This window comes from Thermococcus sp. AM4 (assembly GCF_000151205.2).
GTDB lineage: Archaea > Methanobacteriota_B > Thermococci > Thermococcales > Thermococcaceae > Thermococcus.
This window is the reverse complement of record NC_016051.1, coordinates 467,242-491,484: the sequence shown is the minus strand read 5'-3', so window position 1 is coordinate 491,484 and position 24,243 is coordinate 467,242. Positions and strand designations below refer to the sequence as shown.

The following is a 24,243-nucleotide window of genomic DNA, read 5'->3' as shown; positions in this document are numbered from 1 at the left end:
AGCGAGCTGACCCTTACGCATGGAGGGGTTATCCAGGAGGAAAATAAAAAGTTGCCGAAAGGCCTAAATCCAAACGACCCCAAGGAATACCAAGGTGAAACGATGCGGGTTCCCGAGCTTGCGAGGCGAAGGAAAACCGTGAGGAAATTCAGGCCCGAGAGGCCGCCGATGGAAGACCTGCTGAAGGCGATAGGGGCGGCAAAAGAAGTCCCGAGCGGCATGAACGCTCAGCCCTGGAAGTTCGTTGTCGTCGACGACGAGTGGCTGAAGGGCCGAATTCGGGAGCTGTGCGAGGCAGAGGAGAGAAAGTTCTACTCAAAAACAAGGGGTGATCTGCTGGCCTGGCTTCAGAGCGAGGGATTCAGGCCGGAGAAGCCCTTCCTGAGCGAGGCCCCGTACCTCGTTCTCGTCTTTGGTTACACAAAGGCCCCTTACTGGCTTCCATCAACGTGGATAGCGGTCGGTTATCTCTTGCTCGCTCTCGAAGAGCTCGGCCTGGGGACCGTAACCTACACCCCGCCCAACCCGAAGCCGGTCGAGCAGCTTTTCAACGCGCCGCCCGACTATCGGCTCCAGACGATCCTGCCGGTCGGCTATCCCGCCGACCCGGCGCCAAAACGCAGAAGGAGAAAGCTTGAGGAGGTGGTGAGCTTCAACGGGTTCTAGCGTCGCTCAGGATCCTCCTGATCCTTCTGACGAAGTCCCGGAACTCCTCCGCTAACTCCTCCTTCTGCTCTTCACTCAATTCATCGAGCGAGCTGAAGGCCTCCTTGAGGACCCTCCCCACCTCGACCCCGCCCAGGCGGGAGAACTCCCTGAACCTCTCCACCGTTCTGAGGACTTCCTCAAGCTCCCCGGCGTTCTCCTCAAGGTATCTCCTGCCCTTCTCAGTCGCCCGGTAGAGCCTCTTCTCCCTCTTTCCCTCGCCGATCACCTCTATCAGGCCGGACCTGCGTAGTGAGGCCAGTATCGGATATATCGTCCCGGGGCTGGGCTGGGGCAGGCCGTAGCGCTCTTTGAGCTCCTGCATTATTCCATACCCGTGGAGGGGCTTCTCGGAGAGCATCTTGAGTATGAGGATCTTGAGGTGGCCTCGGTAGCTGGGTTTCTCCAAAGTCACCACCATATGTCGGTCGATATATCAGGTTTAAAACCTTTCGGCGCGATGTTGGACCGGTGGTCCCATGAAGGTCGTCCTAAAGCCGCTCTTCGAGGCTGAACTTCCAGCCGGTTTCGAGGATATAGTGAGGGAGAAGCTCAGGGGCAGGGAGCTGAAGACTGGAGAGACCGTCGAGGTGGAACTCCTCGGAAAGCCCCTGCCGTTTAAGGTCCTCTTGGCCGAGCCGAGCCCCTTGAAGGTGGGCAAAGGAACTAAAATCGAGTTCTCCGCTGGAGAAGTTGAGGAGTTCACGCTCGAGTTCGAGAGTGAAGTAGATGATGCAATTCCATTCGCGAAGGGACTGGTCGTTGTTCTCGGGAGTGAGGTTCGAATCTACAACTGGAGCGGGCAAAAGGTTTATAGCAGAGAGTTCGAGAACCTGAAAAAGGTTAGAGCCGCCGAGGGAAAGGTGGTGGTAGTGCATGGCAGGGAAGTCACGGTCGTTGAGCCTTGAGGGCTTTACCTTCAACGAAAGCTGGGAGGAGAAGCGGAAGAGGGCCGAAAAAATCGTTGAAATCCTTATGAAGACCCACCCGAGGGAAAAGCTCCTGATCGGCGACCCCTACAGGACGCTGGTTCACTGCATAATCTCCCAGCGCATGAGGGACGAAGTAACTTATCGCGTCTGGGAGGAGCTTTTTGAGAAATACAGGGACATCGAGACGATAGCCAACACGCCGGTTGATGAGATGCGCGAGTTCCTCAGGAAGAGGGGCGTCGGCCTCTGGAAGACGAAGGGCGAGTGGATTGTGAAGGCCTCACGGATAATCCTTGAGAAGTATAACGGAAAAGTGCCCGATGACATCAACGAGCTGATGAAACTGCCGGGCATAGGCCGGAAGTGTGCCAACATAGTTCTTGCCTACGGCTTCGGGAAGCAGGCCATTCCCGTTGACACGCACGTGAACAGGATAAGCAAGCGCCTCGGTCTGGCCCCGCCGAGGGTTCCCCCGGAGAAGGTCGAGGAGTATCTGAGGGAGTTGATTCCAAAGGAGAAGTGGATTTACGTGAACCACGCGATGGTTGACCATGGGAGGAGCATATGCAAGCCGATAAGGCCGAAGTGCGAAAGCTGTCCGCTGAAGGAGCTGTGCCCCTACGCGAAGGGACTCGTCGGGGACGAGGATATAAAAGGAGCAAACAAAACGGAGAAACGGAAATGAGAGCTCACTCCGCTTCCAGCTTCAGACCGGTGAGCTCGACCTTGACGTAGCGTCCCTGCCCACCCATCTCCGAGATGGCCGCCTCGACCTTTACCGGAAACGGAAGCTGCGGGGCAACGTAGGTAACGCCGTTGGCCGGAACGTCGACGTTCTCTATCAGTCCGCTCCAGGTGATCTTGTAGAGATCGAAGTCCATTCCGGCCAGGCTTACGCTTCCGTCTTTCTCCACCGTGTAGCCCTGCCCGTTGCTGGTCAGCGTTACGTACTTCAACACGTCGCCGTAGACGCCGCCGTAGAAGCCTGTGTTGAGGCTCCACACCATGTTGTAGTCCTGGAAGTCGTCGCTTACGTGGCCGCAGTTGTAGTCGCCCTCCACGTTGCCGTTCTCGTCGGCCACGTAATGGCAGTTCGATCCGGTGACTTCGATTTTGATGAAGTCTGGGCCGTTGATCATATCATAGACCTGGGGTACCCAGAGAATTCCGGAGGTGTACTCGTTCAGATAGCCGGGCTTCACGTAGACCCGGTACGTGTACTCCTTGCCGTCCACGCTGACGTTCGCGTAGAGGAGGTAAGCCTTCTCCCCGTTGAGCTGGACCTCGCGGTAGCCCTTCGTGATGTTCATGTGGAAGACACTGTCGCCTTTCTTGTACTCGACCCGGAAGGTTACCTCCTTCACGATGTAGTTCTGCCCGTTGATGGTTATGGGCTCGCTCGCGTCCCAGGCCAGCTGCCAGTTGGAGGAAAGGCCCTGCTGCGGGCTTGTGGTCGTCTGCGTCTGGGTTTCCGTTGGGGTCTCGGTTTGGGTCTGCGTCGGCGTCAGCTCGCTGTACTGGAGCGTTCCGAAGTTCTCCGAGAGCCTGAGGTCTTTAAGCTCGAACTTGCTCCACGTGCCAACGCCTTCCATCGGGTTCGCAAAGGTTCCCTCAAAGTGTATCGGAATCGGAAGTGCCGGTGCCACCTTGCCCTTCCCCGTTACGGAGACTCCTCCAATGCTGTAGCTCCACTCCACGTTGGCTGTTCTGAAGGTTTTTCCGCCGAAGGTGACCGTTCCATCCGGCGTGATCTTGTAGTGGTAGCTTATTCCCATGCCGCTCCAGTCGTACTGGCCCGGCTTCGTCAGGTCGTAGTTCTCAAGGCCCGTCCAGATGCCGGAGCTGATCACCGCGGTCCAGATGGTTCCTATACCAGAGTCAATCGATGAAAAGACGTCGTTCAGGTCACCCGCCTGGTAGGGCATCTTGTCGTACATTCCGAGGGCGGCCGGGTTGGACCAGAAGTACCTCTCGGATCCGCTCACTATCTCAACCTCGACTACGTTTCCGCTTATGAGCGCCCCGAAGTTCAGGATTGGGGCCAGGAAGTAGGTATCGCTGTTCTTCGTCCGCTCTTTGACGAATATCCAGTACTCTAATCCAGGTAGGGTGTCGTTGTTCACCGGCGTCAGCCTGCCGTGGTAGGCAAAAACCTTGAAGGTTCCGAGGTCCTTCTTGTTGCCGTTCTCGCTCGCGTAAACGTGGATCTGGGCGTAGCCGCGCTCCTTCATGACATCGAAGGTGTACTTTGACCCATCGTTGTAGCCAGCGGTGTAAACGTACTCGATATGGGTTATGTAGTAGTTCTTCCCCCCGAGTTCAACCGGATTGTAGGACTCCCACGGGGACTGCCAGGTCGCGACCGGGGTCTGGCTTTCGCTCGTCGTGCCCCCCTGCTGGGAACTCGAAGATGCGCCGCCCTGACCGCCGTGACCTCCACCCTGACCGTTGCCGCCTGAGCTCTGGCTTTCAGACGTTCCCTGGCTGCTCGTGGAGGTTCCCCCACCACCGATGCAGCCCGCGGCAACAACGCTGAAAACCAAAACCAAAACAACGAATAATGCCAAACTTTTCACCCTCATACACGTCGCCTCCTTAAACATTTAGTTGGTCTTCATCCTATTTAAACTTGACATTTTAGCATGGTAGAGCCAATAACCTCCGTATTCGTCCGAAACGAGCATAACCTTCCCGTCCTCACTCAGCTTTATGAAGCCGAGCGAGTCACCGGGCACTTTGACGTGAAAGACCTCGTGGAAGTCGTTGAGAGAGTAGCAGTGTATAACGCCGTCCTTGGCCGTTACCACGAAGTTGTCGTTCGCGAAGTAGGGAAAGCCCGGCAGAATTCTTATTTCCGTGAGGTTCCAGGTGAAAACGTGGGTGTCCTCGAGGGGCTCGTGGCGGAAAATGTAGCGCTTCGTCGGAATGAGCGTCCACCTGCGGAGTATTATCTGGCCAAAACCGGCGTTTTCCCTGCTCGCGAGGACTTTCCCGTCGAGCGAGAGAACCTTGAGCGTGTCCCCGTAGCTCGCGATCAGCTTATCCCCGTAGGCAAGCACGTGGGTTGTGTTGAGGGTGAGCAGTCTCTGCCCATTTTTGGTTATCACACTCTTGTCAGCCTGGGTCATAACGAGAACTCCCGTGTCGGAGAGCGATATGATGCCGTAGTTCGCGTTGGGATCGGAAACGAGCTTGCGCTCCTCCCCGTCGCACACCAGAATCTGCTCGGTTGGAGTGGTTGATACCAGATAGCACATGTGATTCCCGCTCGGCGACCGGAGTATGATGTCCGCAACGGCGCCGGCTCCACCTTCGTGGGTTTCCCCGACCTTTCCCGACCAGGAGTAGATCCTCACCCCCGTGAACTCCCCGTATGAACCGAGAACGTAGGCTTTGCCGTCGACGATAGCCACTCCAGCGACAACGGGCTCCACTATGTCCCCCGGTTCCATGAGGTCAAAAGAAACCGAGCTTCCGTCGGACCTCGCGAGGTAGAGCTTGTGCCCCCACCAGTCTATAACCGCCGCCAGGCTTCCATCCGGAGCCAGGTCCATAACCGGCATGTCCGACGTGTTCACGTGCCAGACGGGGCTCATGTTCCACGTTTCCGGCCGCGTTTCCTGAGATGACGTGGTCTGCGTTGCGGAAGAAGTTGTGGTCTGCAGTGTGGAAGAAGTCGGGTTTGAGGTGGGGGTTTCAGAGCTGGAAGGTGTTCCAGAGCCCCCGAGACAGCCGGCCAGCAGGAGCATGCCAACTATCAGCGGGATGACTATTGCTCTTCCTTTCATACTTCCTTCCTCCAAAGCCCGCGAAGAAAGAAAAGCGGGCCGTAGGGAGTTGTATTATCTTGGCCAAACCGATATTAAAAACTTTCCAAAACTTCAAACAAATCTGTAGCTTTTCGAAAGAGATCTAAAAGAACCGGCGTTTATCGTATTGGCCCGAAAAGAGCAGGGCCTTGAAGGGAACCGGCTCCGCTTTCACTCTTTTCCCGGCGAGCCTGGCGAGATCAAAAACTCCCTCGACCTTTCCAATCACGCCAACGTCAGCAGTTGCAACGACTTTAAACGCCTTGAGCTCGTGGTCGGGGCTTCTAACGAGCCTGACTTCCCCTGGAATCCCGGACTCATTGAGGAGATCAAGGGTAAGGGCCCTGACGACGCCGCTCCCCGGGTTGTTCTTCCCGTAGAAGAAGACCACCCTCTCCGGGGAGAGCTCCGCGAGCGAGGAGACTATGAGCCTCAGATTGCTCTCCGTTCCCCCGTGCGGTTTGTACTTCCCCCTGTACTCCAGATCCCTCACAAGTCCATCCTCACAGAGTATGGCCTTTCCAGCGAGGAGGGATTCGAGGGTTATGAGGACGTTGAAGCCGTCTATTCCAAGAACCCGGCCCTTAATCTCCTCCGGCGGGAGGAGCTTTCGCTCAACTTCCTCGATCCATGAATCCGGGAAGACACAGCGGGCCAAGAGATACCGCTCCCTTCTGCCAAGCCGGTAATGGTTCGCCACGAAGTTCAGAGCAACGCCCTTTCGATAGCCCCTGTTGAGGAGGTACTTAAGGTCTCTGTACGCCTCGGCCAGCATGGAGAAAAATTGTGAAGGGATCAGATAACCTTTTCGAGGGTCTCGCCGTCCTTGCCGGTGTGGATCCTCAGCTTGACCTTCCCCGTGAGCAGGGAGCTCTTGACCTTCTTCGTCAGGATCTCGTCCACCTGGAAGATCCCGGCCGGATGCTTCATCCAGATCTCGATGAGTATCGGCTGTCTCTCGTCGCCCTCCCTTATCTCCACGCGCTCTATTGCCAGGGCGGAAACGGCGTGTATATCAACGCGGTCCTTCTTGTGGACGAGCCGGCTCCTCCCGGCCTCCATGTCGCAGCCGTCGGCAATGGTGACCAGCGAGCCCTCTATGGTTGTGCACGGCACGTGTTCGTCGTGGGTGTATATCGCGTTGAGCGTTAAAGCCTTCAGGAGGAGCGGGTCGCGCTTCTCAAACTCGTTCACGAGCTTGTCTATTATCGGCTCCGCAAGGAAGGCGCTGAACTCGTAGTGGTTTATCCTGTGGATCATGTTGCCTATGTCGTGGAAGAGCGCTCCGAAGGCGACGATGAACTTGCTCCACCAGTGGGGCTTTCCGAGCTTCTCCGCCGTCGTCTGAATTCCAAACTTCCTGAGGATTCTCAGCAGTTCCAAAGCTCTCCTCGTCGTCAGAAGGACGTGAACCGGCCCGTGGTCGTTGAACTGGTAGACGTTGAGCACTATGTAGTTGGTCGTGTCGAAGTAGTAGTGGTATTCCCTGAAGGTTCTCTCGTACGCCCGGTAGAGTTTCTCGTCCTCAAAAAGCTCCCTGATCTCACGCAGTATCTCCTCCTCGCTGTACATTTTCCACCACCCCCGGCGATGGAGGCTTTGGGGTTTTAAGGGTTTTGAATGCGGACGTTTCCAAAGCCAGGGCCTCGAGCCAAGAGGTTGCACATGTTTTTGACCCAAGGGAAAACCGGAAGGGAAACGGGGATCACCTTCGCCGGAGTGCCAGCAGGGGGCCGAGTGCCAGTCCGATCAGCAGGGCGGGGCCGCAGAGTTTTTCCTCTTCCTCAGTGGATGTCGTGGTTGTCTTCGTGCCGGGTGGGGCATTTGTGGTTTTTGATGTTGTACTGCCCGTTTCAGTGTACCTCATGTTCATTCCGCAGTCGGCGAATGTTTTGGGCTCGACCTTGCAATTGTCCCCACAAGTTATGTCCAAGAACAACGGACATTCACCAAGGAAGCACTCATCACAGTGAAACTCCATCCTAAGTCCATTCTCCGTAATCCTCCCCGTCATTCTACTGTACTGTTTAGGAAGTACCGAGCCCAAGAATTTGCACGAACTTAAGTTCTTGATGGCCTCGTTCACTGACCTCCAGTTAATGTCACTGATAGGGAATGGTGTTGAGTTTTTTGCTGGAATAAGCTCTCTAATAGTCTTGTTTCCGGTTATCGTGATCTTGAGGTCATGAGTCTCGTTGTATGGTTTGAGGATGGTTAGGTTGTCAACCATGAACCACTTTTCCGGCGTGCAGTTCGAGTGGCACTCGAAGGTCACCAGTTTTACCCTTTCGTTAGCCGGCAGGTAGTTGAAGAGGTTAACCTTTCCGGCTGAAACGAGCGGGAGAAGAAAAAGAAAGAGCAAAACCAAAACATAGCGCCTCCCCACCTTAACTCACCCCTACTATTACCTCCTTCTCTTCACGAGTACTAGAACCAAAGTCAGTCCAGCTAATAAAGCTGGACCGCACAGCTTTTCCTCATTCTTGGTGGGAGAGGTAGTTGTCTTCGTGGTCGTTGGGGTGGTCGTAGTTCTTGACGTCGTGCTTGTGGTTTCTGACTCCATCCCCGGTATCGTACCGTTTATAGGTGGCCCGGGATGAGTCTTGAGGATAGGTTTCCCCCACTGGCAGGTTACATTAGTTCCATCCCTGTGACATTCAAAAGTTATGTACTCATCGCACTCCCCAGCGCAGGGACCGTATAAGGTTATTTTCAAACGCGCGGCATTCATAAAAAGCTCCCATCTTACTATTGAGCTGTTCCAGTAACCCCTAGGCCAGCGCTTTCCTGTAACGTTGGGGAGGTAATTCTCAACTCCCCACTGGTACTCTTTGATAACCTTTGAAAGATTCCAGTCAGAGAGCTTGAAGGGAACTTTTGGCATCCATCGGTTTCCGGGGAAGAACCTCTCTATCGTTTGCCTCCATTTACCGGACATGTAATAAACATCGAGGTAGTGGGTTGTATTGTATGGATAGTGTATCGAGATCTCTTCTATGTATGAACCATTGAATGGATCAATAGGAGGGCTACCCTTTGTGGAGAATCCGTTTCCTCTCACGTAGATTGCCAATATTGTGTCATTTTCTGAAACCTTCTCCCAAACGCTCACCGCACCGGCGAAAGACGAAGATGAGAAGATGATAAAAACCAAAAGCAACACTGCTTTCTTCATGTTATCACCCCTTCCATCTTCTTACAAGCACTGGAATCAAAGCCGGCCCAACTAATAAAGCTGGACCGCAGAGTTTTCTCTTCTCTGGAGAACTGGTAGAGGACGTTTTTGAGGAAACCCCAGTTTCAGTCGATGCTATGGAACTCGTAGTAATCTTTGAAGTGTTGCTCCAGTCCCAAGGATTGCCTGTCTCCCTAATGATAGGTTTGCTCCATTTACAGCTTACGTTCCTTTCATTCCTATGGCATTCAAAGACAATGTAATGCATACACCCGTCGCATAATCCGGAATGAAGATATATCCTGAGGTCTGTTGAATTGATTCGCACCTCCCACCATGTTATGGTGCTGTTCCAGCATCCCCTTGAGCAGAACTCATCGGTAACGTTCGGCAGGTAGTTCTTAACACCTCCCCGGTACTCCTCCAGGACTCTCGATAAGTTCCACTCAGAGAGCGTGAAAGACTGCTTCTCCTCTTCACTATTCGTTGGACGTGCAATGGAGAGTATAACTATGCTTGAATCGTTAAATGGATCCCAGGGTGGATGTCCATCAGCGGGGAGAGCTGAGATATAGACCTCAACAATGGGAGTGTCCGGGCTAATCTTACTCCACATATTCGCCGATTGAACGAGATTTGTCGACTTCATGAACATCAAAAAGGCAAAAAGCAATAGGAGGAGCCGCTTCATCTGCATCATCTTCATTCTTACCTCCTTCTCCGCTTCACCACTGAAACTAAGGCCAGGGCAACAGATAGCGCGGGTCCGCACAGCTTTTTCTCATTTTTGGTAGATGTGGTAGTCGTCTTCGTGTCAGTTGGGGTAGTTGTAGTTCTTGACGTCGTGCTCGTCGTTTCTGTATCCATTCCAAGTACTGTACCGTTTATCTGGGGCCCAGGATAAGTCTTAAAGACAGGTTTCCCCCATTTACAGGTTACATTAGTTCCGTTTCTCCAGCACTCGAATGTGATGTAGTCATAACACTCACCGAAGAAAGATCCATGGAGAGTTATGTTAAAGACCGTTGCATTCATTCCAATTTCCCACTTTTTTATCGAGCTATTCCAGTAGCCCTTGTACCAGTGCTTCCCAGTAACGTTTGGCAAGTAGTTTTTAACGCCCCACTGATACTCCCTGAGGACTTTTGACAAATTCCAATCTGAAAGCTTGAAAGGGGTGTCTTCCATTGTTGTTGGGTAGTACTCGGTGATTCTCTCAATTTTCCCTGACATCGATCCGGAGCGATAGTAGACGATTCTTATCAAGTGCGTTTTGTTGTAGGGTTTGAGGATGAAGAGCTCTTGAATTGAAGTATCATTGAATGGATTTGTTGGAGGGGTTCCGTACCTCAAGGTTGCATCTCCCCTAATGCAGACGCAAAGGTAAGTTCCGTTCTGATCGAGTTTCTCAAGAGCATTAAACGCACTAACCGGCTGAAGGAACATCAAAAAGGCAAAAAGCAGGGGAAAGAATCTTTTCATCTCATCACCCCCAGCGGGCGATCATGTAGTAACCAACTCCGGTATACGGGCCGGTCTTCGGAATGTAGCCAGATGGCAGATCCTGATCGGGGCTGCCGTCGAAGTCAAGGTCGAGGTAAAGTCCGGCGTCGTAGGAATAGAACCAATATCCAGCTGTGTGACCCTTGGCGAGAAGGTGGAAGGCAGCTTTCTATATGATAGTATCTTGAGAACTATTCTCACCTTTTTATCACCTCCAAACCGGCGGGATTAAATTACGGCACTTTTCTTTAAAAATCTCTCTACTAACTTCCGGTGATAAAATTAGGGGAACCAAAAAAGAGGGGAATGGGCTAAAGAAATCGAACTCTCAATCAGAAGGGATCTTCAAGATGATCAAGGCCCAGCTTGATCAGATACGGCGGGAGAAACGCCGGGAGGTAGGCTAAGAGCGGCGGGAAGGTGAGCGCTGTTGAGATCGCTGGAGTCAGCATCAGGAGGGCAAAGGGGATACCTTTTTCGGTGATCCGTCTGACGAGCTGGTAGTAGAGGTGGCTGAGGATCAACGGGCTCAGAAGGAACAATATGCCGCCGAGAGGCTCCGGGAGTGATTTGATTTCACCGGAGAAATAAAGGACCAGGATTGTGAGGAAGGGAACAACGTTGAAGAAGGAGAACATCCTGTCAACGGTTTCCCAGGGATTTTCCTTCACGTCCCTGATCGAGGGGATCCCTGTGAGGCCGATGTAAAACGTGGGGGAAAGGATTGCCATAACCGCAAGCCGATCGCTCAGAAAGAGCCCATCCCACCACGCAAAGATGAGCGACAGGAGGATTATCGGCATGATGAAGATTACCTTCATCAGCAGGATCGCCTGTTTTATCTTTCCCCCCGAGTACTCATCGGGAATTATTTCATCGTAAGGCATGGTTGGGAGATGGTTTGAGACGTTTAAAATTTTCCGATACGGTTTACTCAAGCATGCCCTCAAGCTCGAGTATCTTCCTCGAGCGGAGGTAAACCACTGGAATTCCCCTCTCGCGGAGGCGCTTCTTCAGGCCCTTGTCGTTGGTGCAAACGATAACGCGCTCGTTCTTGACGGCGAAGTCGTAAATCTGGTCGTCTATCGGTCTCTTCCCGAACTCCCCGATTTCAACGGTCTCGAAGCGCTCGGCCAATTTTTTGGCCATTCTAACCGCGAGCAGATCCCTTCCTCGTGTCTTCCGCTCGATAACATCGAGCTCTTCGAGAACCACGTTGGGAATGACGATTTTAAATTTCACGTCAAGGATCCTGTTGAGCTCACCAACGATGTCGACCCCGAACTGGCCGGGAACGAGGAGGAAATTGGTGTCCGGAAGGACGAGCCATTCTCTCCTATAGGCCATCGCGACCACCGGAAATGAAAGAGAAGAGGGTCACTCCTTTATGAAGCCGTAGCCGATGAGGCGCCACCTTGAGCCAACCTGCCTGCTTATGGCTACCCTGTCGCCGACCTCAGCACAGACCGGAATCTGGAGCTTGAGCTCGACCTCGTCCTTGCCGAGGCCGGTAACGAGGCCCATCGTTCTGGCGGTGCCAACGTTGAGGAGGAGAACCTCCTTCCGCTTTATCGGCTCGACCTTGAGCTCGTCCTTGGTTCCGACGACGCGCTCAAGCAGGTGGACCTCGAGGCGGAGCTCGTCCCACACCGGGGGCAACTTCCCGGGCTTTCCGACGACGTTTCCGGCCATGAGGTCGCCCTTGGTGAGGTAGGGGTCGAGCTTGGTTCCAACGCCGACGAGTCCACCGGGATAGGCCTCATCAACAAAGCGTCCTCCGGCCTGGAGCGAGACAATCTCGGTCGTTATCGGCTCGTACTTGATTCTGCCGTGCTCCTCGTAGGGAACACCCGGGCGGATCTCTATCTCGTCTCCGACCCTGAGCTTGCCCTGGACTATCGAACCGCCGATGACACCGCCGATGAGCTTCTCCGGCGGAGTTCCGGGCTTGTTGACGTCGAAGCTCCTCAGGACGAGCATCTTGGGTGGCTTGTTCGGGTCGCGCTCCGGCGTTGGTATGAACTTCTCTATCGCCGCGAGCAGAACGTCAACGTTCGCGCCGTGCAGTGCCGAAATCGGGATTATCGGGGCGTTCTCGGCGACGGTTCCAGCTACGAACTCCTTAATCTCCTGGTAGCGCTTCATAACGGTCTCCCTATCGACGAGCTCAATCTTGTTGAGCGCTATAACTATGTTCCTGTTGCCGACTATCTGCAAAGCCATCAGGTGCTCCCTCGTCTGGGGCATGACTCCCTCGTTCGCCGCAACGACGAGAACGGCACCGTCCATAAGCGAGGCGCCAGCGAGCATCGTCGTCATCAGCGCCTCGTGACCGGGAGCGTCTATGAAGGAAACGCGCCTCTCGAACTCGGTTTCAGCCCCACAGTACGGGCAGACCGGAGAAGTGGAGTATCTGCCACACTTCGGGCACTTCCTTATCTCCGCGTCCGCGAAGCCTATCTTTATCGTGATACCCCTCCTGAGCTCCTCGCTGTGTGTGTCCGTCCATATTCCGGTTAGAGCCTTGGTGAGCGTCGTTTTGCCGTGATCAACGTGACCGACCATTCCTATGTTGACCTCCGCCTGCCTAAACTCCTTCTTCTTTGCCATCTCTCTCACCCCTAACCATAGAAAGCGGGGTCGTTTATTAAGGTTATCCATGGCCCTTTGCCTGAGAGCCAAAGAAGCGATGCCAGAAAAGGGAGAAGGGAAATGGTCACCAGTTGATCTCGTACTCGAAGGTTACGCTCCTCGAAGAGCCCGCCGGAACCGTGAGGATGAACTCTAAGTACTGGGCCGTTTCCTCCGAGGGGCTCACGCTCGAGCTGATGAGCTTTCCGCCGTACTTGTAGTGGCGGACTATCACGGTCTTCGACTCGTCGCCGAAGTTCTCGATCGTCACCCTGATCCTGTACTTCGCCCAGCCGTCACCGTGCTCGTAGTCGAGGACCTTGGTCGAGCCCTTGAGGTCGTAGTCCTTGCCTATGCCTATCCTCACCACGTCGCCCTTGGGGGTGTGCTCGATGTGGCTTTCCCCTATGAGGAGATCCCCGCCGCCGGTTTCCCGGTAGATCTCGACGACCCCGGCCGGAAGAACCCTGTCTGCCCTGAAAGAGATGGACTCGTAGACGTTGGCCGTTCTGTCGTAGCTCCAGCTCTCGTAGAGGTACTGCCTCTTGACATCGACCTCCGTTGAGATGTAGGGCATCATCATCGTGCTCGCGGCCCTTATGTCCATGGGGCCGAGGGGATAGACGTGGAAGGCCTCCACCTTAACGGGCTCTCCCTGGTACCCCTGAGACTTTTCGGCGGCCACGGCGAGGGCGTAGACGTACCTCGGGGAGTAAGGGCGGTAGAACTGGACGTCGCCCGAGACGAGGACAACCTTGGCATCGCGGTATTCCTTCGAGGTGGGGTTCTTGACGATGATGTATCCGAGGAGGTGAGCCTTCTTTTCGCCGAGGTAGAGCTTGTACCTGCTCTTCCAGCCCATACCCGAGACGCGGTAGGTCACCTCAACGGCGTACCTTCCGTTTTCAGGGGCCGAGAAGAGGGCGTAAACGCCGCCTTTCTTCTCCATCTTGGAGGCCTTGAAGTAGACCAGCTCGTTCGGGTTCACCGCGTAGAGCCCGTCCTCGCCCTGGATCACGAGCCTACCGTCCTTTAAACCGAGGAACTTGCCCTTAATGACGTCCCCGCTCGCGGTCTTTACCTCAACGTCACTGCCAACGTTCGAGTCGTACATGTTCTCGCTCGATTCGGAGCTGTAGAGCCCGAGGAACTGAACCCCGGAATCGAGGGGCCTAACGGTTATCTCCCCGACGTTCAGACCGGCGAGGTCCTCCAGCTGAACCCTGTTGATGCCCTTCTCAAGGCTCAGGTTCAGAACCTCGCTGATGACGCCTATTTCGGCGGAGTCGTAGAGGGCAACCGTCGTGTCGCTGCTCGATGCCCTGATCCGCTCGGTGCCGTGGAGGGCCACCATGAGGATTATCACGAGGGCCGCCGCGGCGAGAACCTTAAACACGTTTCTCATGCCCCATCACCATAAACGGTTGGTTCCCATGGTACTTATACCCCGACCATAACTTCAAAGCCCGTTGAAGCGTTATCCGACAGTTAGGAGGCCCTAACTCCTTGGCAAATGGAAACCCTTTTAACCTTCCCCTCTGAGTGATAAACGTCAGGCTTACGAGGTGATTGAAATGAACCGTGTCGAAGAGGCAAGGAAGATAATCGAGAAGGCAAAAGCTGAAAACAGGCCGCTCGTCGAGCCCGAGGCAAAGGAGATACTCCGCCTTTACGGCGTCCCGGTTCCGGACTTCAAGGTCGCGACCAACGAGGAAGAAGCTGTAAAGTTCGCCCGTGAAATCGGCTACCCCGTCGTCATGAAAATCGTTTCTCCGCAGATCATCCACAAGAGCGACGCCGGTGGTGTTAAGGTCAACATCAAGAACGACGAAGAGGCAAGAGAAGCCTTCAGGACCATCATGGAGAACGCCAAGAAGTACAAGCCGGACGCCGACCTCTGGGGCGTCATAATCTACAAGATGCTCCCGCTCGGCAAGGAAGTCATCGTCGGTATGATCCGCGACCCGCAGTTCGGCCCGGCCATCATGTTCGGTCTCGGTGGAATCTTCGTCGAGATTCTCAAGGACGTTTCCTTCCGTGTCGCCCCGATTACCAAGGAGGAAGCCCTTGAGATGATTAAGGAAATCAAGGCCTACCCGATTCTCGCCGGAGCGCGCGGTGAGAAGCCGGTGGACATCGAGGCCCTGGCTGACATCATCGTCAAGGTCGGCGAGCTCGCCCTCGAGCTTCCCGAGATTAAGGAGCTCGACATCAATCCGATTTTCGCCTACGAGGACGGCGCCGTTGCCGTCGACGCGAGGATGCTTCTCTGAGCCCCTTTCTCCTTTCATATCCCCTGGTCCATAGTGTCATGTTCTAGACGGAAATCCCTAACGCTTTCGAACATTCTGTTCGTTTTCATGTCCTACGATGAACCATAGAAAATCTTATAAGGTTAAATGGCGTATCAGCTATGATATGACAGCGTGTAGGAGATGGAACTGTGCGGTTCCGAATAAGACTCCAGCCGGAGAATGAACCCTACCGCGTCCCCTTCAGCCACCAGCACTACCTCCAGGGCCTGATTTACAGGAGGATCCAGCGCGTTGATCCGGACCTAAGTCTGAGCCTTCACTCGCCCAAGGTTCCCAAACTTTTCACGTACTCCCTCTTCATGGTTGAAAAGCGAAAGCTGGAGCGAGGAAAGCCGTACTTCCTCGGTTCGGGCAGGGGATACTTCTACTTCTCAACCGCCGTGCCGAGCATCGCCGAGGCCTTCATCGGTGGTCTGCTTCAGAAGCCGGAGGTCGAGCTGTGGGGGGAGAGGTTCAGGGTTGAGGAGGTTAAAGCCGTTGCAGAGCCGGAGAAGCTTAGCGGACGGAAGTTCGTCACTCTGTCGCCGATAGCGGTGACGACGAAGAGGGTTCAGTTCGGAAAGCCGAGGAGCTACGACCTTGGGCCGGACGAGCCGGAGTTCTACGAGCTGATTAAGGAGAACCTCCGGGAGAAGTACCTCCACATCTTCGGCACGAATCCGCCGGAAGACTTCGAGATGAAGGTCCTCAACGCCAAGCCCAAGCGCTTCGAGGTCAAGAGGGGAATCTACCAGATTGCGTGGCATCTAGTCTTCCGCGCGAAGGGCGACGAGGGCCTGTTGAAGGCCGGCTACCTCGCTGGTTTCGGGGAGAAGAACTCGATAGGGTTTGGAATGGTGAGGGTTGATGGAAGGAGAAGAACTTAGGTTCACGGGGAACTGGTTCATAGATGCAGGCATTTTGGGATTTGTTAATCTGATGGAGGAAGTCTATGGCTGGGATTTAGAGGAACTTCAGAGACGCATCAAGAATGAGCCGGAGAAGGTTTATTATGGGTATTTTCCGTTAGCTTATTTCTACAATCTTGCAAGCGAACATGATAAAAGTGTAGATAAAAGTGTAATAGCGGTTGCTACAGAAGAAATCGAGAACTTCCAAGGTGACAAACATAAATTGCTCGAACTGGTGTGGTGGAAATTCATAACCGGGATTTTTAAGGATAAATGGATTAAGAATAAACTCAAACAGATGCACAAAAAGGATGTCTTAGATAGGAATGGCAATCCCAAACCAGCATTCAATGATGAGACTTATTTGGGATACATTGAAACGAGGGAGAAACTGCTGGTAGAAGTTGCATGTGATAAGGATTGTCAAAATGCTCTTAAGTCAGCATTAAAGCTTAGAAAGGTCCCGTGCGAGAACAATACTCACAAACTTGAACTTGAACAGATTGAGCAACTTAAAAATCCTGAGTTATTGGAAGCATTACCAGAAAAATGCAGTAAGAAACTTCAGTATGCTCTTGAAGTTCATGCTAATCTTAGGGAATATCTAATGTCTCAATGGTTCGCTCTAAGGGAAATTCCATACGGGTCAGTAGCCTTGAATGAGCTGAAACAAAAATCCCGCTACTTCAGAATACCGATTGATAGTGGCTTCTACAAGAACTTTATGTTCTTTAACAATAGCAGGAGGATATTCGAACAGCTTGAGGACTTTAGAAATATCATCGAAGGAAATGTCCAATACACAGAGTATCTTCAGAAAATTGACAAAACTCTGAGTAAATTCCTGCCTTCTGACTCGGAGTTTCCAAACGTTCATTATACCCCTATTAAAGTTGAACCATTGCTACGCCAAGTCCCGCATCTGTTTATATACCTTCTGAACTTTCTCAATGCATTCACATTCGTTAGTGGCGTTGGCAATGTATTCTTCTACGGGAGCACCTTGGAGTTCACATACCATGTAAATAAGCGTCTGAAAGTTCTCGTAGCTCAAACTAAGGAAAAACAATCTATGTTTAGGATAACATGGCAGGCAGTTATTGACGCTGTTATAGAAGAAAAAGCTCAATGGAGTCTTGAAAATATGTATTTGATTAACTTTGCAGGAATTAATCAACAAAATCTTGTGGATGTTGAATACATCGGTATCCCCAAGCTTCATGCCTCAATAATCCTCGACGACCAGATTAGGGAGGCACTTAATACTCAAATACCAATTGATATTCTGGATAAGTCCAAAAACAAACCTAAAGACAAATTGAAGTGGAGCGACTTCAAAAAGGCTTGGTTGCTTGAATTGTTTATCTCCCGGAGGCCAATGTTCCCAGTAGTTTTAAGACATTCGAAATTTTACCTCAGCATTGGAAAGAAACCCCTTTTGACGTCAAGCCTCTACGCTCTGGCCGTTGATGCAAAGTTGAAAAGTGAGGAGAACCCAGCCCTGTTTAGTCAGGCATTCTTTGACCGTCCAAAGAGAGCGGTAGTTGAGGTTAAGGACTTCTACAGAGACATGAACAGCGTTGCTGTGGTAATTAGGGAACTTTCGCCCGAAATCGGTGGAAGAAATCTAATCTACACTCTGTTTTCAGCATTGCGAAAGCACAACAGAAACGCCTTTGTCAATACACTCCTTAAGGCGCTCCTCCAGGTTAAAAGCAAAGAGAAAGTGGCCGTAATCAACTCTTACCTCTTCAGGCGCGTTTTGAACAACGATTCCTCCTGGGAAGACTTTGCACTCGCTCTTATAGTTGGTCTTGTTGGAGGCGGTGGAGATGGTGGTTCAGGACAGGAATCTGTGGAGGATTAAAAGTCTAAGTAAAGAAGTTCTTGGCAAGGCTGGCTCCGATAACTACCGGCAGAAGCTCGTCTTTGACCTGCTGAACGCCGTCAAGGCAAACGACCAAGACAGATTCCTGTGGATTCTCCTGAGGGCTCTTAACGCCCATTCCAAGGACAACCGCAAGGCTAAAGAACTTGCTTCCGTGCTTATGGAGGTCTTTCCTTCTTCGGAGTCTGACTTTGAGAAAGTTGCCTACTCCGTAATACTCGGGATAATGGCAGGAGGTGAAAGCTGATGGGCAGGTTTTTGGTTATGGACGTGGTCTTTTACGGAAGCTCCCTCAACTATGACCAGGGGAGCGGGAACTATCAGGAGCTGAAGAAGATAACCCGCTGGGATGGGAGGCAGTATACGCTGGTGAGCAGGTATGCGCTGAGATACAGCCTCCTTGAGACTGGGAGGAAGCTTGGACTCTGGAATGTCGCTGAAGGTGAGAAGCTTCACCGTGCCGGAAGCGGCGATAACACCGTGATACAGCCTGCGACCGACCTTCTTCTCACGGGAGAGATACTCCTCTATCCGGAGTTCGATTTGTTTGGATATTTGATAACATCGACAACCCCCCAGAACTTCAGGAGCGCTCCGGCGAAGTTAAGCCATGCAGTTTCGATGACGCCCTTCAACTACGACGCCCTTTTCAACGCCAACCTCGGCATGGCCAATAGGATGAGGAAGGTTTACGGTGAAATGAAGCCCAATCCCTTTACAGCAGAGGAGCACGAGACGTTTTACCTGTATTCACTCGTCGTTGACATTGATGAGGTTGGTTCCATTGACGTCTTTGTAACGCTCGGCAATGAGATTACCCTCGGGAGAGACGAGCAGAACAAGGAGATAAAGATGAAAATCGAGGACGTTGTCAATGAGAATGGCAGAGTTAAGTTCCTCCTAAAACACAAAAAAGAGACGAGGGAGCTCGTCCAGAGTGATAAGGTCAAGCTTGAGTCCTTTGAGAAAATCAACAACAAACTAGTCCACATTAGGTACTCACTACCACCCGAAGAAAAGAAAAAGCGCGTAAAGCAACTTATCAAGGGATTGCTGAGTTTAAAGCGCTCCATCAAGGGCAGAGAGGAAGACCTCAGGCCAAGGCTCCTCGTTCTCGGAGTCTACAATAACAAACCCTACCAGACATTTAAGGACAGGATTCAGCTCCTCGACGAGTACACCGAAGAGGAGTACGACGAAATAGAGGAACGCGAGGAAGACGGGAAGAAAGTTGTTAGGATAAAGCACGTTGTCTCAAAGAATAGGAAGCCAGTATTTCTGGTGGTAGGTCTTTCAGAAGGCATCGGTATTGCTGAGCTCGATGAGTCTGAGGTCCTGTCCACTGTTGAAAGGCTCTTCAACGCTGGGGAAGAGCTCTCAGAGGTGAAAGTCTTCAAAGACCCAAGCGTAGAAGTGAGGCTCAAGTGATGGATATGGCCGAGAAAACTCTCCTCATTGAACTCTTCCAGCCCTTTGCCCAGTATCGCAATCCCTTTACCTTTTACTATGCTCAGACTTACCCGCTACCACCGAAGTCCACGATAATTGGCATGCTTCAGAACGCACTAAACGACTGGTATGGCAACGAAAGGGGAATTGATGAGTGGTGGAACCTCAGAGTCAGTGTCCACGGAGGCTTCGAGAGCGTTTTCTGGAACTATCAACAGCTGATAAAGGCCACGAAGACAGGAATATCCATTGTTCGCTTTAGGGGTAAGCCAACGCTATGGAACCAAAAGTTACCTCTCTACGGTTTTCCAGTAACCTCCCAAAGAAGCCCAGTTCTCCAGCAGGAGCTTTTCAACGGCTGGCTTTATATACTCCTCAAAGGGGAAGAGGAGTTCCTTAGCGAAATCAAGGAGGCACTTGAGAGACCCAGAAAGGTTATATCCCTTGGGAGAAGTGAGGACGTTGTTTTCCCGAGAAGGGCCGAGTTCATTGAAGGAAAAAAGGATGAAGCACGGGAGATTGGAATTAAATACCCAACCTACGTCAGAGTGCCAATTGAAATGCTGAGGAAAAAGGAATACCCAACATATTCAATCCCAATCCGCGTCGTCTTCAAAAACAATGGAAAACCAGTAAAGCACAAGGCGGAGATAAGCGTTGAGACGTTTAGGGACGTGGATTTCAGGTCAGTGATTTACGTTGGTGCTTGGACGTTCTTAAAATTCAGTAATAAGGTCAGCTTCGAAGAGTATTCCTTTGATGGGGTTCAGCTCAAAGTGGTAGCTGATGAAAAGGCGAGCGGGTGGTTGTGATGCCACAGGTGAGTATTGATGAATTTCTTAAAGAGGACAACGGCACTAAGAGGACCTCTCCGCTGTCATATCTCAGGGCAAAGAGCGGGGAGAATAACGCCCTGCTTATTGACCACGTGAAATCTGCGCTGGGGAGATGCGTTGAACTTTATGAGTTCATCGAGAACTTGAACGGAACTGTGACTTACAAACCTCTCGGGAACCCTGAGGAGCGTTTTGAACTCTTCAAGGGCCTTGCGAAGGCAATAATTATCCACGACCTTGGCAAGATAACCCTCGACTTCCAGAGGAGGCTTTACGGAAAAGGTAAGCTTCCCGAGGAGCTCAGGGAATACCTCACGGGGAGCGAGAGTATAAGAGCTCGTCATGAAATTCTGTCAGTTCTCTGGAGTGCAGGATTACTCGGTAATTCCGAGCAGGATGCAAAAATCAGAACCGCAGTTCTGCTCCACCACTACAACGAGTTTTTCTCGGAGGACAAGGAGTTCTCCCACATAGTAGAGCTATATCCTGATGATATAGAGAAGTATCTGAGTTTTCTGGTTTCAAAGAAGGGAATCCTTGAAGAATTTCTCAGAGATTACATTAAGGCTATAGAAAGCGAATTCAAAGAGGACTTCATCAAAAAAGCCGTAGCGGAGATGACGATTGATTTCTCCCACATAGAGACAATTAAAGAGAAGGTAGCGAACTGGGACGACGACCTATCGGAGGAAGTTTCGCTTTACAATCCAGAGAGTTTTGACGTTGATTTCCTCGTATTCCTCGGTATGCTACGGAGGTGCGACTATTCATCAAGTGGAAACTTTGAGATTGAGAAGTCGCTTAATCTCTTAGAAGTCTTTGATGACGTTAATGAACGGATAAGAAGGAAGATTTTGGAAAAGCTGAGAACCCATGAAGTTAATTTTGGTGGTCTCTGGCAGGAAGAGCTTTTATCCAAAAAGGATTCGGATTATCTTGTTGTTGTCGCGCCCACGGGCTCCGGGAAGACAGAACTTGGAATCCTCTGGGCGAGGAAAAAGGGCAAGTTACTCTACACCCTTCCGCTCAGGGTGGCCCTAAACGACCTTTACAAACGACTATCGGAGGAGTACTTCGATAAGGATTTGGTTGGCCTACTTCACTCGACGGCATTCATGGAGTACGTGGAAGGTTCCGGAAGTGACATCGAAGTTGAGAAAAAGGTAAACGCCGCAGGCCTGCTTGCGATGCCTGTTATGCTTTCAACTCCCGACCAAGTCTTCCTTACGGGACTCAACTACTACGGAGCCGACAAGGTGATTTCAGTTTATCCTGAATCAGCGATAGTCGTTGATGAAGTTCAGGCGTACACCCCGGAGATGACCGCTGTCTTCCTAAAAACTCTCAGACTTATAAAAGAAGCCGGTGGAAAGGTGCTCGTGATTACAGCGACTTTGCCACCCCATATAGAGTATTTCCTCAGGAGGGAGGGATTTGAAATCGTCGATGTCCTTGAGGAGTCAAAGAGACACGGACTTAACGTCAAGAACCTTCGCCTGAAACGGCATCACGTAAAGCTCGTAGAAGGAAATCTTTTCAAGTACACCAATGACGGACTTAAATTTGAAGGCCTTGAAAAAGTCCTCTCAGCAATCGAAGAGTTTGAAAAACAGGGCTTTAAGAGTACCATGGTGGTTCTCAACAACGTGAAGAAGGCAATAGAAGCCTACAAACTCATATCTAAGCAGGGCAATGGCTGGGAGGTTTACCTCCTACATTCACGTCTGCCTGAAAGAAAGAAGGCAGAGGTTATCCTCAGAGTCAAGTCGAGCCTTGAAAAAGGCAAGAAGGTGGTTCTTGTAGCAACCCAGGTCGTCGAGGCGTCGGTAGACCTCGACTTTGACGCGATGATAACAGAAATTTCACCAATCGACAGTCAGGTCCAGAGATGGGGCAGGGTTTACAGAAATCGGAAAACAGATTATACGGGCGCTCCCAATATCATAGTGTTCTCAGGCGTTGACAGGGGAACAAGAGCGGTATACGGAAGGAAAATCGGAGATAAGGTTCTTCAGAAGACTGCGGAAGTTATTGGCGCACTCGAAGGCAGAACCCTCGGTTATGAAGATGAGAGAGACACTATAGAAAAGGTCTATCGGGATGAAATCCTCCAAGTATACCGGAAACAAGTTGGGGAACTCCTGGAAAAGCTCGACTACTTCACCCTCGAAAAGAAGAGTGAGGCCCAGCGCGTTTTCCGACAGATGGCCGGAATGTACTTTGTCGTGCCCGCGTTAATGGGGAAGTACGGTTACAATAAAACCGTGAAGAAGTTCGGGGAGTTACTGAGCGACCCCAAGAATCTTAAACTCAGCTGGAGTGATATAACACAGAAGCTCTCCCAAGAACTCGGGCATGAAGTTGGTAAATGGGAACTGAGGAAGATGCTCCAGGAGTTTTCAGTTAACGTGCCCATCTGGTTCGTTCTCAAGGATGGAAACCTTCGGCACGCTCTCCACAACACGTTCAAGGGTTATCCAGTGATTGTAACATGGGACAAGAACAAAGCTGAGATGCTTTGGGACCATGGTGTGGATGAAGTAATTGGCAAGGACCTTGATGACGTGGAGGACATCCTATGAATTACAGTCCAAACTGTAACTCCCCTCAGGAATACCCCCTCACCGACCTCCTCATCACAGGCACGGAGATAAACTACCTCTTCATCTGCCCAACCAAGCTCTGGTACTTCGCGAGGGGCATCACGATGGAGCAGGAGAGCGATTGGGTCGATTTGGGCCGGTTTCTCCACGAACAACGCTACGCCAACGAGGAAAAGGAAGTTCTCGTCGGGAGCATAAAGATTGACTTCATTCGGCGGGGCGATACCATAGAGGTCCACGAGGTAAAGCTCGGCAAAAGCATGGAGAAGGCCCACGAGATGCAGGCGCTCTACTACCTTTACTACCTCAAGAAGCTCGGCATAAAGGCAAAGGCCGTCCTTCACTACCCGAAGCTCAACGAGACGAAAGAGATAGTCCTCGACGGCAAGGAAGATGAAATCGAGGGGGCGATAAAAGGGGTCGAGCGAGTTAAGTCCCTCCCTGCTCCACCGAGGCCGGTTAAATCAAAGAAATGCCTCAAATGCGCCTACTACGAACTCTGCTGGGTCTGAGGTGGTCGCATGAGAAAGCGCTCCCTGACCCTGCTTTCAGACGGAACGCTTTTCCGGCGGGAGAACACGCTCTACTTCGAGAATGAACGCGGCAGGAAGCCCCTCGCCGTCGAGGGCATCTACGACCTCTATATTTATGGCCATGTGACAATAACCTCTCAGGCCCTCCACTACCTGGCCCAGAAGGGCATAACGGTTCACTTCTTCAACCACTACGGGCACTACGACGGGAGCTTTTACCCGAGAGAAAGCCTGAACTCCGGGGACTTGGTCATCAGGCAGGCGGAGCACTACCTTGACGGGGAAAAGCGCCTCAAACTGGCGAGGCTCTTCGTTAGGGGAAGCGCGCTCAACATGGAGCGGAACCTGAGGCGCTGGAAAGTTAATGATGGCTTCTCTGAGGAGCTGAGGGAACTCCTGGAGGAACTTGAGGGGGCGGAGAAAATAACGGAAGTGATGAACGTCGAGGCGAGGATTCGCGAGGCCTACTATTCGAGATGGGACGACCACCTTCCCGAAGGCTTCAAAATAGTTAAGCGCACGCGCAGGCCGCCGGGGAACGAGATGAACGCGCTTATAAGCTTCCTCAACTCAAGGCTCTACGCGACGATAGTCAGCGAGCTCTACAACACCCAGCTTGTCCCTACCGTCAGCTACCTCCACGAGCCCGGGGAGAGGCGCTTTTCCCTTGCCCTCGACCTGAGCGAGATTTTCAAGCCGATAATAGCGGACAGGCTCGCGACGAGGCTGATAACGAAGAAAATCCTCTCGAAGGAGCACTTCCGGGAGGAGCTCAACGGCGTTCTCCTGACGAAGGAGGGAATGAAGAAGGTCCTTTCCGAGTACGAGAAGGAGCTGACGAAGAGCATTAAACACCCCGAGCTGAAGAGGAACGTTACGAAGAAACGGTTAATTCGTCTCGAGGCTTACAAGCTCATCAAGCACCTCGTTGGGGTTAAGGAGTACGAGCCGCTGGTGGCGTGGTTCTGAGGTGG

General features: G+C 52.1%; 25 protein-coding genes. 12 read left to right on the top strand and 13 right to left on the bottom strand.

What is annotated here, in order from left to right:
• Nucleotides 1–102 precede the first annotated feature (102 nt).
• Complete coding sequence (locus tag TAM4_RS02625; protein ID WP_014121686.1) at nucleotides 103–666, top strand: nitroreductase family protein; 564 nt, start codon at nucleotides 103–105, stop codon at nucleotides 664–666.
• Here TAM4_RS02625 and TAM4_RS02620 read toward each other — a convergent pair.
• Nucleotides 653–1,114 carry a PadR family transcriptional regulator gene (locus TAM4_RS02620; protein WP_014121685.1) on the bottom strand — a complete coding sequence of 154 codons (462 nt, stop codon included), beginning with the start codon at nucleotides 1,112–1,114 and terminating at the stop codon, nucleotides 653–655. The genes TAM4_RS02625 and TAM4_RS02620 overlap by 14 nt on opposite strands.
• A 70-nt stretch (nucleotides 1,115–1,184) precedes the next feature.
• Between TAM4_RS02620 and TAM4_RS02615 the strand changes: the two genes are divergently transcribed.
• Together TAM4_RS02615 and nth are read left to right on the top strand one after the other, a co-directional pair.
• Nucleotides 1,185–1,613, top strand: a complete 429-nt coding sequence (locus TAM4_RS02615; RefSeq protein ID WP_014121684.1) for an ATPase — start codon at nucleotides 1,185–1,187, stop codon at nucleotides 1,611–1,613.
• Entirely contained in the window at nucleotides 1,582–2,322 is a 741-nt protein-coding gene (gene nth / locus TAM4_RS02610; protein WP_048149790.1) for an endonuclease III, read from the top strand. Before TAM4_RS02615 ends, nth begins: the two co-directional genes overlap by 32 nt.
• A 4-nt stretch (nucleotides 2,323–2,326) precedes the next feature.
• On the opposite strand, the gene TAM4_RS02605 is transcribed toward nth, so the two are convergent.
• The 12 genes from TAM4_RS02605 to TAM4_RS02550 all read right to left on the bottom strand — a co-directional run bounded on the left by TAM4_RS02605 (nucleotide 2,327) and on the right by TAM4_RS02550 (nucleotide 14,160).
• Nucleotides 2,327–4,219 (bottom strand): hypothetical protein, encoded by a 1,893-nt coding sequence (locus TAM4_RS02605; protein WP_014121682.1) that lies wholly within the window; start codon nucleotides 4,217–4,219, stop codon nucleotides 2,327–2,329.
• A gap of 21 nt (nucleotides 4,220–4,240) precedes the next feature.
• Nucleotides 4,241–5,425 carry a hypothetical protein gene (locus TAM4_RS02600; RefSeq protein ID WP_052306395.1) on the bottom strand — a complete coding sequence of 395 codons (1,185 nt, stop codon included), beginning with the start codon at nucleotides 5,423–5,425 and terminating at the stop codon, nucleotides 4,241–4,243.
• A gap of 124 nt (nucleotides 5,426–5,549) precedes the next feature.
• Nucleotides 5,550–6,221 carry a DUF434 domain-containing protein gene (locus tag TAM4_RS02595; RefSeq protein ID WP_014121680.1) on the bottom strand — a complete coding sequence of 224 codons (672 nt, stop codon included), beginning with the start codon at nucleotides 6,219–6,221 and terminating at the stop codon, nucleotides 5,550–5,552.
• A gap of 20 nt (nucleotides 6,222–6,241) precedes the next feature.
• Nucleotides 6,242–7,018, bottom strand: coding sequence for an HD domain-containing protein (locus TAM4_RS02590; protein WP_014121679.1), 777 nt, complete (start codon nucleotides 7,016–7,018; stop codon nucleotides 6,242–6,244).
• A 133-nt stretch (nucleotides 7,019–7,151) separates the two neighbouring features.
• Nucleotides 7,152–7,832, bottom strand: a complete 681-nt coding sequence (locus TAM4_RS02585; protein ID WP_048149785.1) for a CGP-CTERM sorting domain-containing protein — start codon at nucleotides 7,830–7,832, stop codon at nucleotides 7,152–7,154.
• Between the two features lie 18 nt (nucleotides 7,833–7,850).
• Nucleotides 7,851–8,621, bottom strand: coding sequence for a hypothetical protein (locus tag TAM4_RS02580; protein ID WP_048149780.1), 771 nt, complete (start codon nucleotides 8,619–8,621; stop codon nucleotides 7,851–7,853).
• Between the two features lie 4 nt (nucleotides 8,622–8,625).
• Nucleotides 8,626–9,327, bottom strand: coding sequence for a CGP-CTERM sorting domain-containing protein (locus tag TAM4_RS02575; protein ID WP_048149777.1), 702 nt, complete (start codon nucleotides 9,325–9,327; stop codon nucleotides 8,626–8,628).
• A gap of 2 nt (nucleotides 9,328–9,329) precedes the next feature.
• Complete coding sequence (locus TAM4_RS02570; protein ID WP_048149770.1) at nucleotides 9,330–10,103, bottom strand: CGP-CTERM sorting domain-containing protein; 774 nt, start codon at nucleotides 10,101–10,103, stop codon at nucleotides 9,330–9,332.
• A gap of 353 nt (nucleotides 10,104–10,456) precedes the next feature.
• Nucleotides 10,457–11,011, bottom strand: coding sequence for a hypothetical protein (locus TAM4_RS02565; RefSeq protein ID WP_014121678.1), 555 nt, complete (start codon nucleotides 11,009–11,011; stop codon nucleotides 10,457–10,459).
• 43 nt (nucleotides 11,012–11,054) lie between these two features.
• Complete coding sequence (locus TAM4_RS02560) at nucleotides 11,055–11,471, bottom strand: PIN domain-containing protein (RefSeq protein WP_014121677.1); 417 nt, start codon at nucleotides 11,469–11,471, stop codon at nucleotides 11,055–11,057.
• Nucleotides 11,472–11,501: 30 nt separating this feature from the next.
• The gene (gene eif2g, locus TAM4_RS02555) at nucleotides 11,502–12,734 is read right to left on the bottom strand and encodes a translation initiation factor IF-2 subunit gamma (protein WP_014121676.1); all 1,233 of its coding nucleotides are present in this window, start codon (nucleotides 12,732–12,734) and stop codon (nucleotides 11,502–11,504) included.
• Nucleotides 12,735–12,840: 106 nt separating this feature from the next.
• Nucleotides 12,841–14,160 (bottom strand): DUF4139 domain-containing protein, encoded by a 1,320-nt coding sequence (locus TAM4_RS02550; protein WP_014121675.1) that lies wholly within the window; start codon nucleotides 14,158–14,160, stop codon nucleotides 12,841–12,843.
• A 169-nt stretch (nucleotides 14,161–14,329) separates the two neighbouring features.
• Between TAM4_RS02550 and TAM4_RS02545 the strand changes: the two genes are divergently transcribed.
• From TAM4_RS02545 to cas1b, 9 genes are all read left to right on the top strand, one after another.
• Nucleotides 14,330–15,028, top strand: a complete 699-nt coding sequence (locus TAM4_RS02545) for an acetate--CoA ligase family protein (protein WP_014121674.1) — start codon at nucleotides 14,330–14,332, stop codon at nucleotides 15,026–15,028.
• A gap of 170 nt (nucleotides 15,029–15,198) precedes the next feature.
• Complete coding sequence (gene cas6 / locus TAM4_RS02540; protein WP_014121673.1) at nucleotides 15,199–15,936, top strand: CRISPR-associated endoribonuclease Cas6; 738 nt, start codon at nucleotides 15,199–15,201, stop codon at nucleotides 15,934–15,936.
• A complete protein-coding gene (locus TAM4_RS02535) occupies nucleotides 15,917–17,827 on the top strand; it encodes a hypothetical protein (protein ID WP_014121672.1) in 1,911 nt (636 codons plus the stop codon). Before cas6 ends, TAM4_RS02535 begins: the two co-directional genes overlap by 20 nt.
• Nucleotides 17,787–18,095: a hypothetical protein gene (locus TAM4_RS02530; protein WP_148258587.1), complete on the top strand. Its 309-nt coding sequence runs from the start codon at nucleotides 17,787–17,789 to the stop codon at nucleotides 18,093–18,095. The genes TAM4_RS02535 and TAM4_RS02530 overlap by 41 nt, the downstream gene beginning before the upstream one ends.
• Nucleotides 18,095–19,276, top strand: a complete 1,182-nt coding sequence (gene cas7i, locus TAM4_RS02525; RefSeq protein WP_014121670.1) for a type I-B CRISPR-associated protein Cas7/Cst2/DevR — start codon at nucleotides 18,095–18,097, stop codon at nucleotides 19,274–19,276. The genes TAM4_RS02530 and cas7i overlap by 1 nt, the downstream gene beginning before the upstream one ends.
• Nucleotides 19,276–20,109, top strand: coding sequence for a type I-B CRISPR-associated protein Cas5b (cas5b, locus tag TAM4_RS02520; protein WP_083820399.1), 834 nt, complete (start codon nucleotides 19,276–19,278; stop codon nucleotides 20,107–20,109). The genes cas7i and cas5b overlap by 1 nt, the downstream gene beginning before the upstream one ends.
• The gene (locus TAM4_RS02515; protein WP_014121668.1) at nucleotides 20,109–22,715 is read left to right on the top strand and encodes a CRISPR-associated helicase/endonuclease Cas3; all 2,607 of its coding nucleotides are present in this window, start codon (nucleotides 20,109–20,111) and stop codon (nucleotides 22,713–22,715) included. Before cas5b ends, TAM4_RS02515 begins: the two co-directional genes overlap by 1 nt.
• Entirely contained in the window at nucleotides 22,712–23,248 is a 537-nt protein-coding gene (cas4, locus tag TAM4_RS02510) for a CRISPR-associated protein Cas4 (RefSeq protein WP_014121667.1), read from the top strand. The genes TAM4_RS02515 and cas4 overlap by 4 nt, the downstream gene beginning before the upstream one ends.
• Before the next feature lie 9 nt (nucleotides 23,249–23,257).
• Nucleotides 23,258–24,238: a type I-B CRISPR-associated endonuclease Cas1b gene (cas1b, locus tag TAM4_RS02505; protein ID WP_014121666.1), complete on the top strand. Its 981-nt coding sequence runs from the start codon at nucleotides 23,258–23,260 to the stop codon at nucleotides 24,236–24,238.
• Nucleotides 24,239–24,243: the final 5 nt, after the last annotated feature.